This window comes from Providencia hangzhouensis (genome assembly GCF_029193595.2).
Taxonomy (GTDB): domain Bacteria; phylum Pseudomonadota; class Gammaproteobacteria; order Enterobacterales; family Enterobacteriaceae; genus Providencia; species Providencia hangzhouensis.
The window spans coordinates 1,939,385-1,953,261 of the sequence record NZ_CP135052.1 but is presented as its reverse complement, the minus strand read 5'-3'; the positions used below and the strand labels follow the sequence as shown (position 1 = coordinate 1,953,261).

Below are 13,877 nucleotides of genomic sequence, written 5' to 3'. Positions count from 1 at the left end.
TTAATGAGAAGGTGTTTTACCTCTGCAGATAACTCGAACCGTATCGCCAGTTACCGTAGTAATGTAGGCATGATCTGTTCGCTTGATATCAAATGCAGGAACACCGTCTTTTGTTGTGTATTCCAGTCGAGCAACTATATCGGGATTATCGACTACTGGATAAAACTCCAGTCGGTACATTTTTCCCAAATAATGTGACTCTTCAACTTTACGGCCTTCACGTTCTGTCATTAATTTAAGTGCGTACATAGTTACGTTCCTTAGTGCATAGATAATAGAAAATAGAAAATCCACCAGCTACAGAAGCTAGTGTGAGTTAATGAATTCAGTTGATATTTAAGCAATAAAAAAAGGCCGCCTAAGTGACCAATTATTTATGCTCAGCTGTAGAATGGTCACGCCGCTTGCATACGCAGCAATGGCGATTCATATACCGCTCACCATCGTACTTTTGGCTTAGGTCATAAAGATTAGGTAATAGCGCCCACGCCACATAAAAATCATGAGGTGTCATTTCTGACCCCATCCAAGGACGAATACCGATGTGAACCCAATCACCCTCTTTTTCCACGCGAACTATACCAAGGTGCCAACCATCACAAGGATTGATGATAATGACATCCCTACCGTCTAAATCTTCAGTAGGCAGCTCACTGGCGGGTCTAAACACTAATTCAGTAGGTATTTGCATTGATGAACCTCAGAAAGCAAAAAAGCCGCACTAGGCGACCTCTTAATAATTATGTAGTTTAATCACTCTGCACTAGCAACACTGTATACACGGTACTATTCATCTATCCGAAAAAATTATTTGTGGCTAATGTTATACCCAATTTTCCACAAACAAGACCAGTAATGAAACGACAAAAACCACCATTAAATACTGCATTCCAACCATAAAATCTAAAAAACGATTAACTGCTTTCACAAATCCCTACTTTTTCACATGAACGACCGAACAAATTGTAACCAATCAACCCACCAAAATCCATATAAAAATAAGAGAAATTACATGGCAAAAAACCCGTCATTTCTGACGGGTTTGATTAGGGTTGATGTTCTTACAACTGATGTAGTTCGCAAATTAAATATAGTTCACTGTTGAAATTGTGCAAACTCAACTCTTCAGCTGCTAATTACTTTACCCAATGTGGAATAGCGACAAATAGAAGAACTAATACCAGTGCAGCTACCGCTACCTGTAATACATGAAAGATCCCCATAAATACAATCCCTTTATAATCAGCAATTAATCAATCACTTGTTATATAAAAGTAGCTATATTTTGTGGATTGTAAAGAAACTATGCGCTAAAAAACAAAAACCCCGCACAAATGGCGAGGTTTCATTCTATAAGTTAGGTGACAACGTATTCACTCTTATCACAATAGCATCGAATTTGCGTAGCGCACTAATACTTTTTTACTATCTATCACTTTTACTTTATTAATAACCTCGGAATCCATTTCTAGGGTTACACCCAGCATGGCTAGACAACCATCAACAAAGCCCTCGGCAACTTGCATCATTTGCCGAATTCGCCCCTCACTCATTTTCCATTCCTTGGCGATATTGCGTTTTGACACCCCATAAAGGTAATGCAAAACAATTAATTCTAACTCTTCCTCTTTTCTAACTTGCCGTAGCTTCGCAATAACGCTATCAATAATTATCCCGTCATCATCACTGCATGACTCTCTCGATGGTTCTTTGTTTGCAATTAGGCCTTTAAAGCCTGCAGCAATATGGGAATAATCGATACCCGGATTATCACTCGTCCAACCTGCCCATTTTTGTAAAACCAACTGAATATCTCTCATGCAAAAAGTCTCCTGCGTTCCGCACAACGCATTAACCGAAAACACCCAGTGCCGCTGAACGGTCTAGGAATCGAAATAAAAAATATAATTGGCTTCCGTGTTCGCTTTCCCACTCATTAGGATCCTTATGCAACTCGCTGTGGTGAATGCGACATAATGGGATAGTGAACAAATCATGGGCTTTAGTACCCATGCCACCCTGACCATGACCGATTAGGTGATGTGCATCGTCCGATGTGGCACCGCATACGCAACATGGCTGTGATTTAACCCACTGTAGATATTTATCATTAGTCCAGCGCTGAGGTTTTGGCTTTAACATCAAGCTAGCTGGTGGCTCGGGATCGATGGTTAAATTTAATACAGATTTTGATACCCGTTCATCACCAACCAAGCCGCTGAGGTATTGGTCAGAAAGAGAGATAAGGCCTGATGGTTTATACTTTAGCTCCTCAGGTAAAGTCATGAGCAACATTCTTCCACTGAATGTATTTAAATGTGCTCCTGGTCTAAATATCACCGCGCTAAGCTCAGGTATTAATATTGGAGTTAATATCCATTGGTGACTCATGATATTTTCTCCACTTTTGCATTGAGTGGCCTTATCTCAATTTCAAATCGACCACCTTTTACGACTTCACACCAAGTGATATCAACATGCTTAACTTGCTCATCGTCTTTCCAAATATTGGCATGGGTGATGGCGCCAAATGGTGCTTTTAGATAGTTATCAATATCCCTTCTGTGATAAGTGGGTGGGAACATCTTCACAATGACGGATACATTTTCAGTAATTACCCTAGGTCTTGGTCTTAATTGGGTATAAATAGCAGCTATTGCACTAGCCCGAAATGCACGCCCTTTTGCACTGATTAACGTTTTGCCGTTGATGTTCCGCCAGCAGGCATTAACACTTGGTGGAAAAGGTAAAATTAGAGATATTGAATTACTCACTAATTACCCCCTTATTCCATACAGTAACAGCCATTGGTTTATCATTAACATCGGGACCTTTAGCACCGCAGCGATGGCAGCGAACATAGAACCATGTCCTATAGCTATGACTTTCGACTGTCGTGTCGGAGCTATTGCAATAACGGCAAGGCTGAATTTCTAGCATGGTATTTTTCATCCAACCTTCCCCTCATGCTGAAGCTTTTTATTTTCAATAAACATTAAATCTGTTCTGGCGCTTCGCAATCTGGCTTTGGTGTTCTTTTCTTCCCTCAAAAGCCCATCGACTGATTTACGCAGTTCGTCACGCTTATTTAATAATTCACTCATGCCTCGGATTACAGACTCGGCATTATTCGCCCTAGCTAACAGAACATCAAAAGCCTCGACAACACAGCCACAATCGTTGCATTCAACTGTTCTATGCTCTTCATCGATAACTAGTGAATGATGCTTACAGTACATTTGCTGTCTGCTTTTTCTTCCCTTTACTTCCGTGTCGATAGTGGGAATTGCATCACTAGGCGCTTTGAATTGAATAACATTGTCATCTGCACTCATGGCCTCACCCCCGCCAGCAACTGATCTAACTGTTTAAGTGATTGGTTTCCCATATCGCCTATGTAAGCCTTTTCGACAACTTTAATGCCACACTCGAATCGAGGCTCAGGCTCACACTTCTTGATTTCGTCCACTTTTTTAGGCTCGGATGGTGACTGTGTTTTAAGCTTTTCTGCCCTCTTTGGTTTTTCCTTCTCCTCTAACTTTGTCTCCCACACTGCCTTTAGCTTTGTAATTGCATGGGGATCGATGCTGTATTGCTTTGACCTCTGCTTAGTTTTCCCTGCAGGGAAATTGCCGACATATTTTATGCAGCCAATTTTTTCCAGCATTTCAAAAGTTCGGTGTGCAGCGGATGGTGAATAACTAGCAACATTTTTTAGGATCGCTGCATTTATTGTTTTAAATTCGCGTCCAATCCTAATGACTTCAATTCCTTGCGTGTATTGGTATTCAGTTATCATTTTATGCAGCCACCCTCTTCGCTAACCACCTAACTTGCTCTATGAATATTCTGCCTCGTTCCTCTAGATCCTCACGCTTGATATAATCAAATGGTTTACCTGTCCATGACTTATCAAAAACGACAATAGCGCCAGCAAAGAATGCCCCCGTTGGCTTCTGTTTATCATCTGATGGGTTAAACCACGCAGGGAGCTCAAACCCAATACGACCGCGAATAAAGCAAACATGATCTGCATTTTCTGGCCACCAGCTTTCACTTGTTGCCGCCTTCAGAAGAAAAACATAGCGACCGCCTTTCTCTCTCATTGCAAAGGCGTGGTTCATTATGTGGCCAACACCCGTTATAGCCTGTTTTTCGTGATATGAACTGCGTGAATATGGTGGATTACCAAATGCAGCACCGCCAACTTCTTTTAGCTTTTCCGACCAGTCTTGAGTTAAAGCATTATCTTCTGCAGTGTAGAAGTTAGGTGCCTTAGTGTTTTTACCGTCAGTAAATAAATCGAGTTTGAATAGCCCATATATCGAGCTGATACCCCAGTACAATTCATCGGGTGTACACCACTGATCCCCAATTTCATTAAGCTTATGTCGTGGTTTAGCTTTAAGCGCCTCGAGGCTTTGAATGTATTTATTCATCAGATAGCACCTCGCTGCTGGTGGGATTTAACATACTCGCGCATATGCTTATAACGCTGCTGAACTTGAAAATGGTCAGCATGATGGTTTAAGTGGCGAAACTTCCTGCAGGTCACTAAGTCACGACGGGATTGATTCCATCTGTTACGAAGCTTGCGAATCGTGCGCCATTTACGTATCTGTTTGAATATGGCAATCATGCCTAGTACGTCAACGCCATAGATTGTTTTAGTTTCACTACGCATCATGCTGTCACCTCTTTCGCTGCTAGCTCTGCTGCTTGTTGCCAAATACCTAACCATGCCTTGCGACCTACAAAATCCGACATGTTACGAACACCCTGTTTACCCGCTAATTCAGCTGCGATTTCCTCAATGCGGTTTTTAGGTGTTAGCCTTGAACCAATGATCCGTGTGTAAGCATTGTCACGTTCTACGGGGTCGATACTTACAGCAACTTCACCAGGCTTGAGCCATTTACCGTTAACACAGACGGGGCGACCAGCCTCATGCCATTTCTGAGCTTTTTCAAAGTACTCCATGCAGTTTTCAGGGCTAAATAATGTTTTCGGGCGTAGGTAATCACTCATTCTTGAGTCATTTAGCCACTTGGCTGTGATGTAGTCAGTCACCAGAATTAAATCATCTGAGGTGTAATTTTCAGCTAGACGGGCTCTGATATGGCCCATAGTTGTTTTACCATCGCGATAACTTGAGTTAGTGACCTTGTTGAAATGATCTAAAACAGCTTGCGCATGGTCGGGCTCAGCATGAGCCTGACAAAAAGAGTTACTCTCTGTTGTAATCTCTTGAGTATTCTCTGTAGTACTCTCTGTAAGATCAGGGCAATTTGCCCCGTTCGATGAGGTCATTTTGGTACTGTTCGAACGTTTCATTTTGCGCTTATCGATAAGGTCATTTTGACCTGTTCGAGAGGCTTCGGCTGAACTGTTCGATGAGTTCAATTTGACCTCATCGGATAACAACGCATGTTCATAATTTATAGAGTAATAATTTGTGCGGTCATGGGTGCGTTTATTGATTTGCTCAATATTTAATACACCCAACTTTTTTAAATTGTTAAATGCACGCTTAATTGTGGATTCGGAAAAATACGGGAATTGTTCACGCCATTCTTCAATAGTGTTATAAACCCAGCGCCTACCGTCATGATCAACACCTGACGAGGTTTCAGATAGCCAGTATTGAACTTGCTGAAGCAACAAAGCCTCATTCAAGCCCAAGCGAACCGCCAGCTCAGGTATAACAATTTGTGGGCGGGTTTTAAGGAGTAATAAGCTACTCATACAGCCACCTTACTTAACTTCTGTGTAATATTTTTTGAATTGTTCGAGGGGCTCAAAACAGGGGTGCTCATAGTCATCGAGCATGAAAACAACCCGTTGCCTTGGTTTGTCCCACTCAACAACATGGACAATACGGCCTCGCTTATCTCGGAAGTGTCGATTAAGGTTTTTATGCTTTTCATTGCTCACTAACCTCTCTCCCACTGCGGAAATAGTATTTAGCCCAGCTATCTCTTAGGGCTTTGCTATCTACCAATTGTTGTTCGGTCTGGTAGTTGCCCGACTCGTCAGCTGAGGTTATGATTTCTACATATTGAAACGGACCACATTTCGATACAGGTAAGCATCTAAATTGCTTTTTTGATTGAAATTGGTTTACACTGCTCATGCTAGTTACTCCACACAAGTTGTTATTAGCACCCGACGCCTCGGACCGCATATCTGGGGCGTCAACCTTTCTAGTTATGCTCATCATGGTTTAATCCCATAAACACTTTCCAAAGAACCAACAAACCCAAGCGCATAAGCAAAGACTTTTTCCATCTTTCTGTAGATAGCCTTTGTTTCATCTGGTGTTAGAACGCCATCAGAAATACTGTCTTTGATTAAAACGCTTAAAGCCCCTTGCATTGCACCAAGGCGCATTTGAATATCAAATAACTCAACCGTATCTAAGCTCTCAGCTTCAATTTTTACTGCCGGTGTAATTCCGTGACGTTCCATGTGATAAGCCACCAGCGCTTTGGTACCTGATAATTCCTCAATCGCTTCAAGTTCATCATTTTCAAAGAAACGACAGCCGTTTTTCTCATACAACTTGTTATTGAATGTGGTTTCAGAAATACCTAATGCACCAGCCATCGCTGAACGACCACCAGGGAATGCTTTACACATTTCTTTCACGACTTCTTTTAATGTTTGTTTGCACATATCTACAATTCCGTTGTTATTCTTGTAGTTAACTTAGCGACTTTCCTCTGATAAATTTGATAACAACTTTTAATTGTTATGGATATAAATCAGGGCGTAATTTACTTCTTGAAATACCTGACGCCTGCTCGACAACAAGCACTTTATCGGCGGGAACTCTTTTATTTCTGTTGAGCCAATTCCATATTTGTTGTTGTTTTACTGGTTTATTTAGAAGCTCGCTAATACGCTTTGCTAACTGCGTTTGTCCACCAGCTGCATTTATTGCGGCCTGCAATCCAGTAATGCATGATTCATTGGTTACGTGCACCATAACTCCCCCAAAGTTGTTATTAACAACTTTATATTAATCCAGAATAACAACTTTGACAACTTTTAGATGTTGGAAACTTCAACACTTAAAGTTGTAAAATACAATTACGAGGGAGGGAATATAATGTCGATAGCTAAAAGGTTGTTAGAGGCAAGAATAAAAGCAGGAATGAGCCAAGCGGATCTTGCTGAGAAAGTTGGTGTTAGCCAACAATCAATACAAAAAATCGAATCAGGCCAAACTAACGCTCCTAGGAGAATTGCTGACATTGCTAAGGCAGTAAATGTTTCCGCTCATTGGCTTCAATTTGGTGTTCGCGACGAAAATGGAAAGAAGACCGACTTTGAAGTAAAAGAATGGGAGGATGTTTCTGTATATAGTGATGCTGATTTTGTGGATATACCAGTGCTAGATATTGAACTTGCCGCTGGTTGCGGGGCTAATGCTGAAGTTGTTGAATCGGAAGAGTACACATACCCATTCCGTAGGGGTGAGCTACGTAAATACGGTGTTAGTGCTAGCAACGCTAGAATCGTTAAAATAATTGGCAATAGCCTTTACCCAGTACTAAATAGCGGTGATCTAGTAGCTATTGATATTAGCAATAAAAAGATTAAAGATGGTGATCTTTACGCTATAAGGGATGGGGTGCTGTTGCGTGTAAAAATTCTCGTATATAGACCCGACGGCGGGCTTATCATACGGAGCTTTAATAAAGATGAATACCCTGACGAGCAGGTACCTAGAAGTGAGTCTGTCGTCAGAGTTCATGTAATTGGCAGGGTTTTTTGGTCATCAAGAAGCTGGTAAGTATTTCATTAAGATATCTTCAGTCGTAATTTTCACGCTGGACTTACCGCTATCTCTATCATCAATGGCTTTTTCTATTTTTCTTCCGTGTGTTGAATATCGCCAGTCTCGTGAGGATAACCCTCCGATTACTAAGTAATCTGTAGACTGGGTCACCCTATCAGTAACGGAGCCTCCAGCATCTTCTATCATTTTTGATACAATAGACCTTTTGCCTAAAACAAAGTTTCCTGTTAGGCAAAAAGACGCTCCGTATAGATCTAGGGAATCAATATCGTCGCATGGTAATTGACATGATAGCCCATCAACAATCCCAGTATTTAAATCCGTGCCTGAAAAGTCAACTAAAGCTTTATATAGCAAATCGCTTTCATTTTGATCTATAACCCCATCTTCCTTGATTGTTTTAACTAGTTGATATAAATGCTTTCCGGGATAATTTCTTTTCAACATCCCATTTTGAGTTAACCACCAATCTAAGTAGTTAATTTCATCTATACTTAAATCTTTGTCTGCCACAATCCCTTTGCAGAGCCCATTTAACAGATTAATATCTGACTCTTTAGAATACAAATCAACATTAGGCATGTCCATTATAGCCCGCTGCACATCTAATAGCGTCTGCTTTATCTCTTGCCTTTCTTCGGCCGTTATCACTCCATCCTCTAAAACCCTTGATATCCTCTCTTGTAAAAGCATTACAAATGGATTGCTAGAAATCACTTCAGAATCGGAGAGCCATGTCGTGATATATAAAATCTCAGAATCTGATAGTTCGCAATCGGACAAAACACCATCAATAATCGAAATCAGGTTAGCAAATAACTTGTCTCGATTTCTTTTGTAGTTGAAAGCCGGGTTGATGTTCATAGTTTCTCCTATTTATTTGCATATCCTTTAATTTTCTTTAAATTAAATCAAACAACATAAAGTTGTTGACAAGGACGTTAAATACAACTAAATTACAACTTAAAGATGTTTAGGTAAAAACAATTAATAACAACTTTCATTAATAAGGTCAGATTATGCAAACCAATTCAAATGAACCAATCGTAACTTTTAGTGTGCCAATGTCGCAGGATGATGTGCGCGAGTGGATACTAGAAAAAGCCAAACAAATTAACAACCTGCAAAAACTACGCAATGAACGTGATGAGCTGCAATCTAAACTCGAAAAGCTCGACGAAGAAATTGCAGAGTGCATGGATATGTGTGCAGTTACTGTTAGTGCTTAACTGAATTAAATTGTGTGGAGTCTTAGTATGGGAATGCTTATTTTAACCCGTAGAGTCAGTGAAGAAGTCATGATCGGCGATGATATTAAAATTAAAATCTTAGGGGTCAAAGGAAACCAAGTGCGGATTGGTGTTGCTGCCCCCGAAGAAGTATCAGTACATCGTGAAGAAATTTATCAACGTGTTTTAGCTGAAAGAAATAATGCCAGTGCTAGTAAGTAGTTATTGATAGTTTTGGTGGTGACCTGAATCTTCCACTCTACGAGGTTGATGATAATGTTCTATTCAGTAGCCACCCTTTTTCATAATACATAAGGCCACTGATATTCAGTGTTCATACTAGGTAAATATATTCATTATTTGTCAGTGGTCTTATTTATTGTGTGGAGTTAATTATATTTGAGGATATCTCATGAGTGTTTTTAATGTTAAAAATCTAGTTATTTATCGGATAACTCGCGATATTGATTTTAATAATATCGAAGAGCAGTTATCAAATTTAAAATATGAGCCTTGCGGTTCATTTGATATGCAACGTTTTGGCTTCATTCCACCACTTGGCATTGGTAATTCTGATTGTTTGACTCATAAAGTTAATGACCAGATGCTTATATCTCTTTTTAAAGAAGATAAAATGCTACCAACTCCTGTTATCAATAATGAGTTAAATAAAAAAATTGAGAAGCTAGAAGCAGATCAGGGTAGAAAATTAAAGAAAGCTGAACGCCAAGCCATTAAAGATGAAGTTATTCAGGAACTGCTACCTCGTGCGTTCTCTAAGTATACTCGTTTCGATGTATGGGTTAATCTTACTGATGGCTTTATTGCTGCGCTAGTATCGTCACACCGACGTGCTGAAGATTGTTTTGCAATGATACGTAAGGCTCTTGGTTCTCTGCCTGTCGTACCGTTAACGATGAAAGACCCTATTGAATTAACGCTAACAGAATGGGTTAGAAGCGGGCAATTACCAAAAGGCTTTATATTTGGTGAGCAATCAGAAATGAAAGCCATCCTTGAAGAAGGTGGAATTGCTAAATATACAAAACAAGACTTAATTTCTGATGAAATTCAAACGAATATTGAAGCAGGTAAATTAGTCACTAAATTATCATTAGGTTATGAAGATAGGGTTACATTCTGTATTGATGATAGTTTTGTTTTATCTAAGCTTAAATTTGATTCCGCATTTTTAGAAACTAATGATGATATCGAACGAGAAGATTATAACCAACGCTTTGATGCTGATTTCTTCTTAATTATTTCTGAATTAAATATTTTAATAAAAGCATTAATTGATTCACTTGGCGGCGAAGCCAAGCTTTAAATAATTTAACCAACACCAAGGAATTTAATTCTCTTTATTAAGAGACGGACTCTTATTATCTAAATTTTGCGTGGAGTATTAATTATGCCGAAAGGAAAAAATATTATTGCTGATAGCTTGGCAAATGATATCGCTAAACATTGTTCTGAGTTTGAAAAATCCCCCGAGTATGCAGAAATGATCGGTACTCATGTTAAAAGTCTTTATGAAAAAGCAATTAAAGATACTTTTAGCTGGGGAAATTTTCCTGACCGAGTTAAAAAAGCCCTTGAATCAGCACTTCCTGAAAATATTAGTGAAGTGGTCGACCTACCTAAATATAACCTATTAATGGCTAAAGAGCTTTCTAGCCAATGGGAAATGAATGGTGTCAGCGAGCAAATGGTTAACGGCATGAAAGATTTGGTATTGAAATTTATCAAATCACATGAAATTCCAAAATATATCAAAGCATCTGACCTTTGGAAGGCATACGTAGATCAATATCAAGAGGAAGCGGCTCATGAGGGCTGGGGAAGACCACTAGTGATTATTTCCGAGGGAGAATATACATGGGAAAAAGGATTTTTTCATATCGGTTTGGAGAAAGAGCCAGCTAGCGACTCTCCATACAGCCATAGAAGCAAAGAAAAATATCATCAGTGCGATACCTACCTTAGCTTCCATCAAAAAACCACTAGAGAAATGCGTGAAGACGTAGCAGTTATGCATGATGGGTATCCAGTTTACAGCCTATACGCTGGTGAGCTTGAATACCATGACACGCTTGGTAAGCAAGTTGTTCAGTTCCGTTCTGAGTTTGAGCGCCTTGTTGGTGCGCTTTATTACGGCGGTAGCCTGTTAGTTTTAGATGAATCTGACGCTGATGAGATTCATTACAACAACGATTATTAATAACGAGGGTATTAATAATGCAACTTAGCCAAATTAATTTAATTTCCGCTATTTCTACTGAAATAGAAAAACAAATACCCGGCATACCTGCTGAACCTCGTTATATGAATGCCATTATTAAGGCTGCAAATTTGGTTTGTGAGGAATTTAAAAAGCCACTTGTTAAAACTTCTGAAGGTATGGGTCTTGCTGCATGGCTTGCTAGTGATGATGTGGGGGCGAGTTCTAAATATATGGCTTCCGTTCTTTCTGGTCAATTTAGCGCTCCACATCATTACCCTTGGGATGGTGCTGATTTAGGTCGCTGTATTCGATTACTGGAAGCAGTGCCAGAGCTAGCAAGCCAATTACATGAAATGAAAGCATGTGCGCCTCAGTGGTCTGCCGTTATCGATAATTGGGTTAAATGGAAAGAGCTTTACGATGCTGGTGAAGGTACAAAACTTTATCAAGAAATGAAATTAACTTACAAATCATTAAGGGGCTTGCCATGAAAACTCTACATGGACGCTGCATTCGTCGCTGTAAATTACAATTCAATCGGTTATTTGCCAAAATGAATTAAAAAAATACCGCCATGACGGAGGCGGTAAGGGAATCTTGATGAGTGATCTAATTGTAATAATAGGTATCAGCTTTTTAACATAGTTAATGAACATAAATCAATATCGAATGTTTAATAAACCAGACCTGGTAATAAAAAAATTGCCGACACGGATTGGGCGGCAAATTGTGTAGGGATATTTGTAGTTTCTCTGTGTAAGCAATTTAAGCATAGTTAAGGCATGGAATTTAGCAAGGAAGCTAGATAAAAAAATGCCGACACAGGGAGGTCGGCGAAAATTGCACAGCTTGTTACTACTCTTTCGGGGTTAAGTGTAGAAGGTAAATAAGTGTTTGCCATGAAACGTTTTAATCCTAGCGATTAAATAGATGAAATGAATAAAAAAATGCCGACACAGGAAGCATCGGCGAGGACTACAAAAATAATTAGAAAGTTCAAATTAACTATAGGTTATAAATTAAAAACAATGATGAATTATTTTAATCATATCGATTAAATAGATGCAATAAGAGGAATGAATATGAGTAAGCAAATGGTTTTAGTTGCAAGGACAAATAAGATTGGCTCTGACTCTGAATGTGGGCTGGGTATTACTGAGGACGAATGGGATAAATTAACCGAAGAAGAGCAATCAGGATATATCAATACTGCAATTGATAATCTTGTTGATTGGTATGTGAAGACAGAAGATTAAGGTGGAGTGATGAAATTAACAGAATTTCAAGAAGGGATTATTTATGCAGTGGTTTTACTACAAAAATTACATGATCAACCGACAGCAGGAGCAGATATTTTAAAAGAGTCAGGTTTAGATAATATCGACTGTTCTAATTTTGACGACTATGACAAAGAAGCATTGAGAGTTATTAATGATAACTACGGCATGAGCCTAAAGGGGTTGTGATGGATAAATCAAGACAGCAATTTGAAGCGGAAATAAAGTCACTTAGCGACCCGTCAGAATTTGAATTAAAACTTAAACGTGCAAATAACGGATCAAATTACGCTGACCAATATGTAGATTTAATGTGGATTAGTTGGCAAGCATCACGAGAGAGTTTAATTAATAGCTTACCAGAAAGCATTAATTGCCCTACCGCACCAGAATTAATATGGCTACAGGTTGACCCTGAACCAGAGGAGATAAATAAACCTGTATATCCAGTTAATTTATATAGCGGCGATGTAACTTGGAGTTCGAGCAGGGAGTTCCCAACTGACACCTTATATGTTCGGGCTGATTTTTTACTTCAATCCGTAAAACAGTGCTAAGAGCACCAAAACAGAAAGCATGATTATAGCCAAAGCGCCAATGAGACAGCTAATACCCCTAAATAGACAAGATGCCACATCAATCCAGGTTGTATTTTCTTTATTGCGTCTCATTTTAGCCTCCTTGGCACAAGTTACTAAATTAAATAACTGAAATTTAATATACACCCCATAGATAAGGACTAGCAATGAAATATAAACACTTAATGGTAGATCTAGAAACTATGAGCAATAAAGGCAATGCCGCTATTGTGTCCATTGGTGCTGTGACTTTTGAACCAACAACGGGTGAGATTGGCCCTACATTTTATAGTGTGGTTGATTTAAGAAGTTGCGAACGTGCGGGTCTTCATATCGATGCTGATACCGTCCTTTGGTGGATAAAGCAAAGCGCTGAAGCTAGATCGGAAATTGTTGGTGTTAGTTATGAGTTAGAAGAATCACTAGCCGACCTAAATCTTTTTGCCGAGAGAGTTCTAACTGATGATGTTCAGGTGTGGGGTAATGGCGTTGATTTTGACAATGTTATTTTGCGTAACGCATATGATGCTGTCGGTTTAGATCCGTTCTGGAAACATTGGAACAATCGCTGTGTTAGAACAATTGTAGAGCTAGGCCGCAATGCTGGTATTGATCCTAAGCGTACACTCGAATTTGAAGGAGAACAACACAATGCATTAGCTGATGCAATTCATCAAGCTAAGTATGTGTCTATTATCCACCAGCATTTAATTAAACCAGTTAACGACGATATTTAATTTTTAAGTCTGTATGCGGCAGGCGTGG

The 13,877-nt window shown here is 39.4% G+C and carries 24 protein-coding genes and 1 pseudogene; 10 read left to right on the top strand and 15 right to left on the bottom strand.

The genetic code is table 11. The features are described 5' to 3' along the window. The 14 genes and pseudogenes from PZ638_RS08610 to PZ638_RS08545 all read right to left on the bottom strand — a co-directional run bounded on the left by PZ638_RS08610 (position 1) and on the right by PZ638_RS08545 (position 6,988). The gene (locus tag PZ638_RS08610) at positions 1 to 249 is read right to left on the bottom strand and encodes a hypothetical protein (protein ID WP_096863818.1); all 249 of its coding nucleotides are present in this window, start codon (positions 247 to 249) and stop codon (positions 1 to 3) included. 121 nt (positions 250 to 370) lie between these two features. Further along, positions 371 to 691, bottom strand: coding sequence for a hypothetical protein (locus PZ638_RS08605; protein ID WP_096863817.1), 321 nt, complete (start codon positions 689 to 691; stop codon positions 371 to 373). Between the two features lie 691 nt (positions 692 to 1,382). Then, positions 1,383 to 1,820: an antiterminator Q family protein gene (locus PZ638_RS08600; RefSeq protein ID WP_180312603.1), complete on the bottom strand. Its 438-nt coding sequence runs from the start codon at positions 1,818 to 1,820 to the stop codon at positions 1,383 to 1,385. A 31-nt stretch (positions 1,821 to 1,851) separates the two neighbouring features. Next, a pseudogene (locus PZ638_RS08595) lies at positions 1,852 to 2,169 on the bottom strand (DUF968 domain-containing protein); the annotation flags it as partial. A 218-nt stretch (positions 2,170 to 2,387) separates the two neighbouring features. Continuing rightward, positions 2,388 to 2,774, bottom strand: a complete 387-nt coding sequence (locus PZ638_RS08590; protein WP_096863814.1) for a RusA family crossover junction endodeoxyribonuclease — start codon at positions 2,772 to 2,774, stop codon at positions 2,388 to 2,390. Continuing rightward, positions 2,767 to 2,952 carry a Lar family restriction alleviation protein gene (locus PZ638_RS08585; RefSeq protein WP_096863813.1) on the bottom strand — a complete coding sequence of 62 codons (186 nt, stop codon included), beginning with the start codon at positions 2,950 to 2,952 and terminating at the stop codon, positions 2,767 to 2,769. The genes PZ638_RS08590 and PZ638_RS08585 overlap by 8 nt, the downstream gene beginning before the upstream one ends. After that, a complete protein-coding gene (locus PZ638_RS08580; protein WP_096863812.1) occupies positions 2,949 to 3,335 on the bottom strand; it encodes a TFIIB-type zinc ribbon-containing protein in 387 nt (128 codons plus the stop codon). Before PZ638_RS08580 ends, PZ638_RS08585 begins: the two co-directional genes overlap by 4 nt. Then, positions 3,332 to 3,799, bottom strand: coding sequence for a hypothetical protein (locus PZ638_RS08575; RefSeq protein ID WP_110591888.1), 468 nt, complete (start codon positions 3,797 to 3,799; stop codon positions 3,332 to 3,334). Before PZ638_RS08575 ends, PZ638_RS08580 begins: the two co-directional genes overlap by 4 nt. 1 nt (position 3,800) lies before the next feature. Beyond that, positions 3,801 to 4,439, bottom strand: a complete 639-nt coding sequence (locus tag PZ638_RS08570; protein ID WP_048608715.1) for a phage N-6-adenine-methyltransferase — start codon at positions 4,437 to 4,439, stop codon at positions 3,801 to 3,803. Next, the gene (locus PZ638_RS08565; protein ID WP_232062889.1) at positions 4,439 to 4,687 is read right to left on the bottom strand and encodes a hypothetical protein; all 249 of its coding nucleotides are present in this window, start codon (positions 4,685 to 4,687) and stop codon (positions 4,439 to 4,441) included. The genes PZ638_RS08570 and PZ638_RS08565 overlap by 1 nt, the downstream gene beginning before the upstream one ends. Beyond that, complete coding sequence (locus PZ638_RS08560; RefSeq protein WP_110591889.1) at positions 4,684 to 5,745, bottom strand: conserved phage C-terminal domain-containing protein; 1,062 nt, start codon at positions 5,743 to 5,745, stop codon at positions 4,684 to 4,686. The genes PZ638_RS08565 and PZ638_RS08560 overlap by 4 nt, the downstream gene beginning before the upstream one ends. A gap of 9 nt (positions 5,746 to 5,754) precedes the next feature. Further along, positions 5,755 to 5,934, bottom strand: coding sequence for a DUF4222 domain-containing protein (locus PZ638_RS08555; protein WP_096865221.1), 180 nt, complete (start codon positions 5,932 to 5,934; stop codon positions 5,755 to 5,757). 282 nt (positions 5,935 to 6,216) lie between these two features. Next, entirely contained in the window at positions 6,217 to 6,675 is a 459-nt protein-coding gene (locus PZ638_RS08550) for a YmfL family putative regulatory protein (RefSeq protein WP_096865219.1), read from the bottom strand. Between the two features lie 76 nt (positions 6,676 to 6,751). Further along, positions 6,752 to 6,988: a transcriptional regulator gene (locus PZ638_RS08545; RefSeq protein WP_096865218.1), complete on the bottom strand. Its 237-nt coding sequence runs from the start codon at positions 6,986 to 6,988 to the stop codon at positions 6,752 to 6,754. A 120-nt stretch (positions 6,989 to 7,108) separates the two neighbouring features. Between PZ638_RS08545 and PZ638_RS08540 the strand changes: the two genes are divergently transcribed. Beyond that, on the top strand, positions 7,109 to 7,798 hold the full coding sequence (locus PZ638_RS08540; RefSeq protein WP_164561303.1) for an XRE family transcriptional regulator: 690 nt from the start codon (positions 7,109 to 7,111) through the stop codon (positions 7,796 to 7,798). On the opposite strand, the gene PZ638_RS08535 is transcribed toward PZ638_RS08540, so the two are convergent. Continuing rightward, positions 7,784 to 8,668 (bottom strand): BRCT domain-containing protein, encoded by an 885-nt coding sequence (locus PZ638_RS08535; protein ID WP_096865216.1) that lies wholly within the window; start codon positions 8,666 to 8,668, stop codon positions 7,784 to 7,786. The two genes, PZ638_RS08540 and PZ638_RS08535, sit on opposite strands and share 15 nt — an antisense overlap. A 155-nt stretch (positions 8,669 to 8,823) precedes the next feature. Here PZ638_RS08535 and PZ638_RS08530 point away from each other — a divergent pair, with 155 nt between their 5' ends. From PZ638_RS08530 to PZ638_RS08490, 9 genes are all read left to right on the top strand, one after another. Continuing rightward, positions 8,824 to 9,033: a hypothetical protein gene (locus PZ638_RS08530; protein WP_094962334.1), complete on the top strand. Its 210-nt coding sequence runs from the start codon at positions 8,824 to 8,826 to the stop codon at positions 9,031 to 9,033. A gap of 33 nt (positions 9,034 to 9,066) precedes the next feature. Next, positions 9,067 to 9,255 (top strand): carbon storage regulator CsrA, encoded by a 189-nt coding sequence (csrA, locus tag PZ638_RS08525; RefSeq protein WP_096865222.1) that lies wholly within the window; start codon positions 9,067 to 9,069, stop codon positions 9,253 to 9,255. A 190-nt stretch (positions 9,256 to 9,445) separates the two neighbouring features. Beyond that, positions 9,446 to 10,360, top strand: coding sequence for a recombination-associated protein RdgC (gene rdgC / locus PZ638_RS08520; protein WP_110591891.1), 915 nt, complete (start codon positions 9,446 to 9,448; stop codon positions 10,358 to 10,360). Positions 10,361 to 10,444: 84 nt separating this feature from the next. Beyond that, positions 10,445 to 11,254 (top strand): hypothetical protein, encoded by an 810-nt coding sequence (locus tag PZ638_RS08515; protein ID WP_311972624.1) that lies wholly within the window; start codon positions 10,445 to 10,447, stop codon positions 11,252 to 11,254. Positions 11,255 to 11,271: 17 nt separating this feature from the next. Further along, on the top strand, positions 11,272 to 11,748 hold the full coding sequence (locus PZ638_RS08510; RefSeq protein WP_096865213.1) for a hypothetical protein: 477 nt from the start codon (positions 11,272 to 11,274) through the stop codon (positions 11,746 to 11,748). Between the two features lie 591 nt (positions 11,749 to 12,339). Next, positions 12,340 to 12,513 (top strand): DUF7167 family protein, encoded by a 174-nt coding sequence (locus PZ638_RS08505; RefSeq protein WP_232062890.1) that lies wholly within the window; start codon positions 12,340 to 12,342, stop codon positions 12,511 to 12,513. Between the two features lie 9 nt (positions 12,514 to 12,522). Continuing rightward, a complete protein-coding gene (locus PZ638_RS08500; RefSeq protein WP_096864895.1) occupies positions 12,523 to 12,723 on the top strand; it encodes a hypothetical protein in 201 nt (66 codons plus the stop codon). Next, positions 12,723 to 13,091: a phiTE_015 family protein gene (locus PZ638_RS08495; protein ID WP_096864894.1), complete on the top strand. Its 369-nt coding sequence runs from the start codon at positions 12,723 to 12,725 to the stop codon at positions 13,089 to 13,091. The genes PZ638_RS08500 and PZ638_RS08495 overlap by 1 nt, the downstream gene beginning before the upstream one ends. 188 nt (positions 13,092 to 13,279) lie before the next feature. Continuing rightward, the gene (locus PZ638_RS08490) at positions 13,280 to 13,849 is read left to right on the top strand and encodes a 3'-5' exonuclease (RefSeq protein ID WP_227528803.1); all 570 of its coding nucleotides are present in this window, start codon (positions 13,280 to 13,282) and stop codon (positions 13,847 to 13,849) included. Positions 13,850 to 13,877: the final 28 nt, after the last annotated feature.

What these genes read in the sequence shown, in the direction of transcription:
- PZ638_RS08580 (WP_096863812.1), bottom strand. Translation starts at nt 3,335, where the DNA reads ATGAGTGCAGATGACAATGTTATTCAATTCAAAGCGCCTAGTGATGCA.
- PZ638_RS08550 (WP_096865219.1), bottom strand. Translation starts at nt 6,675, where the DNA reads ATGTGCAAACAAACATTAAAAGAAGTCGTGAAAGAAATGTGTAAAGCA.
- rdgC (WP_110591891.1), top strand. Translation starts at nt 9,446, where the DNA reads ATGAGTGTTTTTAATGTTAAAAATCTAGTTATTTATCGGATAACTCGC.
- PZ638_RS08510 (WP_096865213.1), top strand. Translation starts at nt 11,272, where the DNA reads ATGCAACTTAGCCAAATTAATTTAATTTCCGCTATTTCTACTGAAATA.
- PZ638_RS08545 (WP_096865218.1), bottom strand. Translation starts at nt 6,988, where the DNA reads ATGGTGCACGTAACCAATGAATCATGCATTACTGGATTGCAGGCCGCA.
- PZ638_RS08600 (WP_180312603.1), bottom strand. Translation starts at nt 1,820, where the DNA reads ATGAGAGATATTCAGTTGGTTTTACAAAAATGGGCAGGTTGGACGAGT.
- PZ638_RS08565 (WP_232062889.1), bottom strand. Translation starts at nt 4,687, where the DNA reads ATGATGCGTAGTGAAACTAAAACAATCTATGGCGTTGACGTACTAGGC.
- csrA (WP_096865222.1), top strand. Translation starts at nt 9,067, where the DNA reads ATGCTTATTTTAACCCGTAGAGTCAGTGAAGAAGTCATGATCGGCGAT.
- PZ638_RS08505 (WP_232062890.1), top strand. Translation starts at nt 12,340, where the DNA reads ATGAGTAAGCAAATGGTTTTAGTTGCAAGGACAAATAAGATTGGCTCT.
- PZ638_RS08560 (WP_110591889.1), bottom strand. Translation starts at nt 5,745, where the DNA reads ATGAGTAGCTTATTACTCCTTAAAACCCGCCCACAAATTGTTATACCT.
- PZ638_RS08495 (WP_096864894.1), top strand. Translation starts at nt 12,723, where the DNA reads ATGGATAAATCAAGACAGCAATTTGAAGCGGAAATAAAGTCACTTAGC.
- PZ638_RS08530 (WP_094962334.1), top strand. Translation starts at nt 8,824, where the DNA reads ATGCAAACCAATTCAAATGAACCAATCGTAACTTTTAGTGTGCCAATG.
- PZ638_RS08490 (WP_227528803.1), top strand. Translation starts at nt 13,280, where the DNA reads ATGAAATATAAACACTTAATGGTAGATCTAGAAACTATGAGCAATAAA.
- PZ638_RS08570 (WP_048608715.1), bottom strand. Translation starts at nt 4,439, where the DNA reads ATGAATAAATACATTCAAAGCCTCGAGGCGCTTAAAGCTAAACCACGA.
- PZ638_RS08610 (WP_096863818.1), bottom strand. Translation starts at nt 249, where the DNA reads ATGTACGCACTTAAATTAATGACAGAACGTGAAGGCCGTAAAGTTGAA.
- PZ638_RS08535 (WP_096865216.1), bottom strand. Translation starts at nt 8,668, where the DNA reads ATGAACATCAACCCGGCTTTCAACTACAAAAGAAATCGAGACAAGTTA.
- PZ638_RS08585 (WP_096863813.1), bottom strand. Translation starts at nt 2,952, where the DNA reads ATGAAAAATACCATGCTAGAAATTCAGCCTTGCCGTTATTGCAATAGC.
- PZ638_RS08605 (WP_096863817.1), bottom strand. Translation starts at nt 691, where the DNA reads ATGCAAATACCTACTGAATTAGTGTTTAGACCCGCCAGTGAGCTGCCT.
- PZ638_RS08515 (WP_311972624.1), top strand. Translation starts at nt 10,445, where the DNA reads ATGCCGAAAGGAAAAAATATTATTGCTGATAGCTTGGCAAATGATATC.
- PZ638_RS08575 (WP_110591888.1), bottom strand. Translation starts at nt 3,799, where the DNA reads ATGATAACTGAATACCAATACACGCAAGGAATTGAAGTCATTAGGATT.
- PZ638_RS08500 (WP_096864895.1), top strand. Translation starts at nt 12,523, where the DNA reads ATGAAATTAACAGAATTTCAAGAAGGGATTATTTATGCAGTGGTTTTA.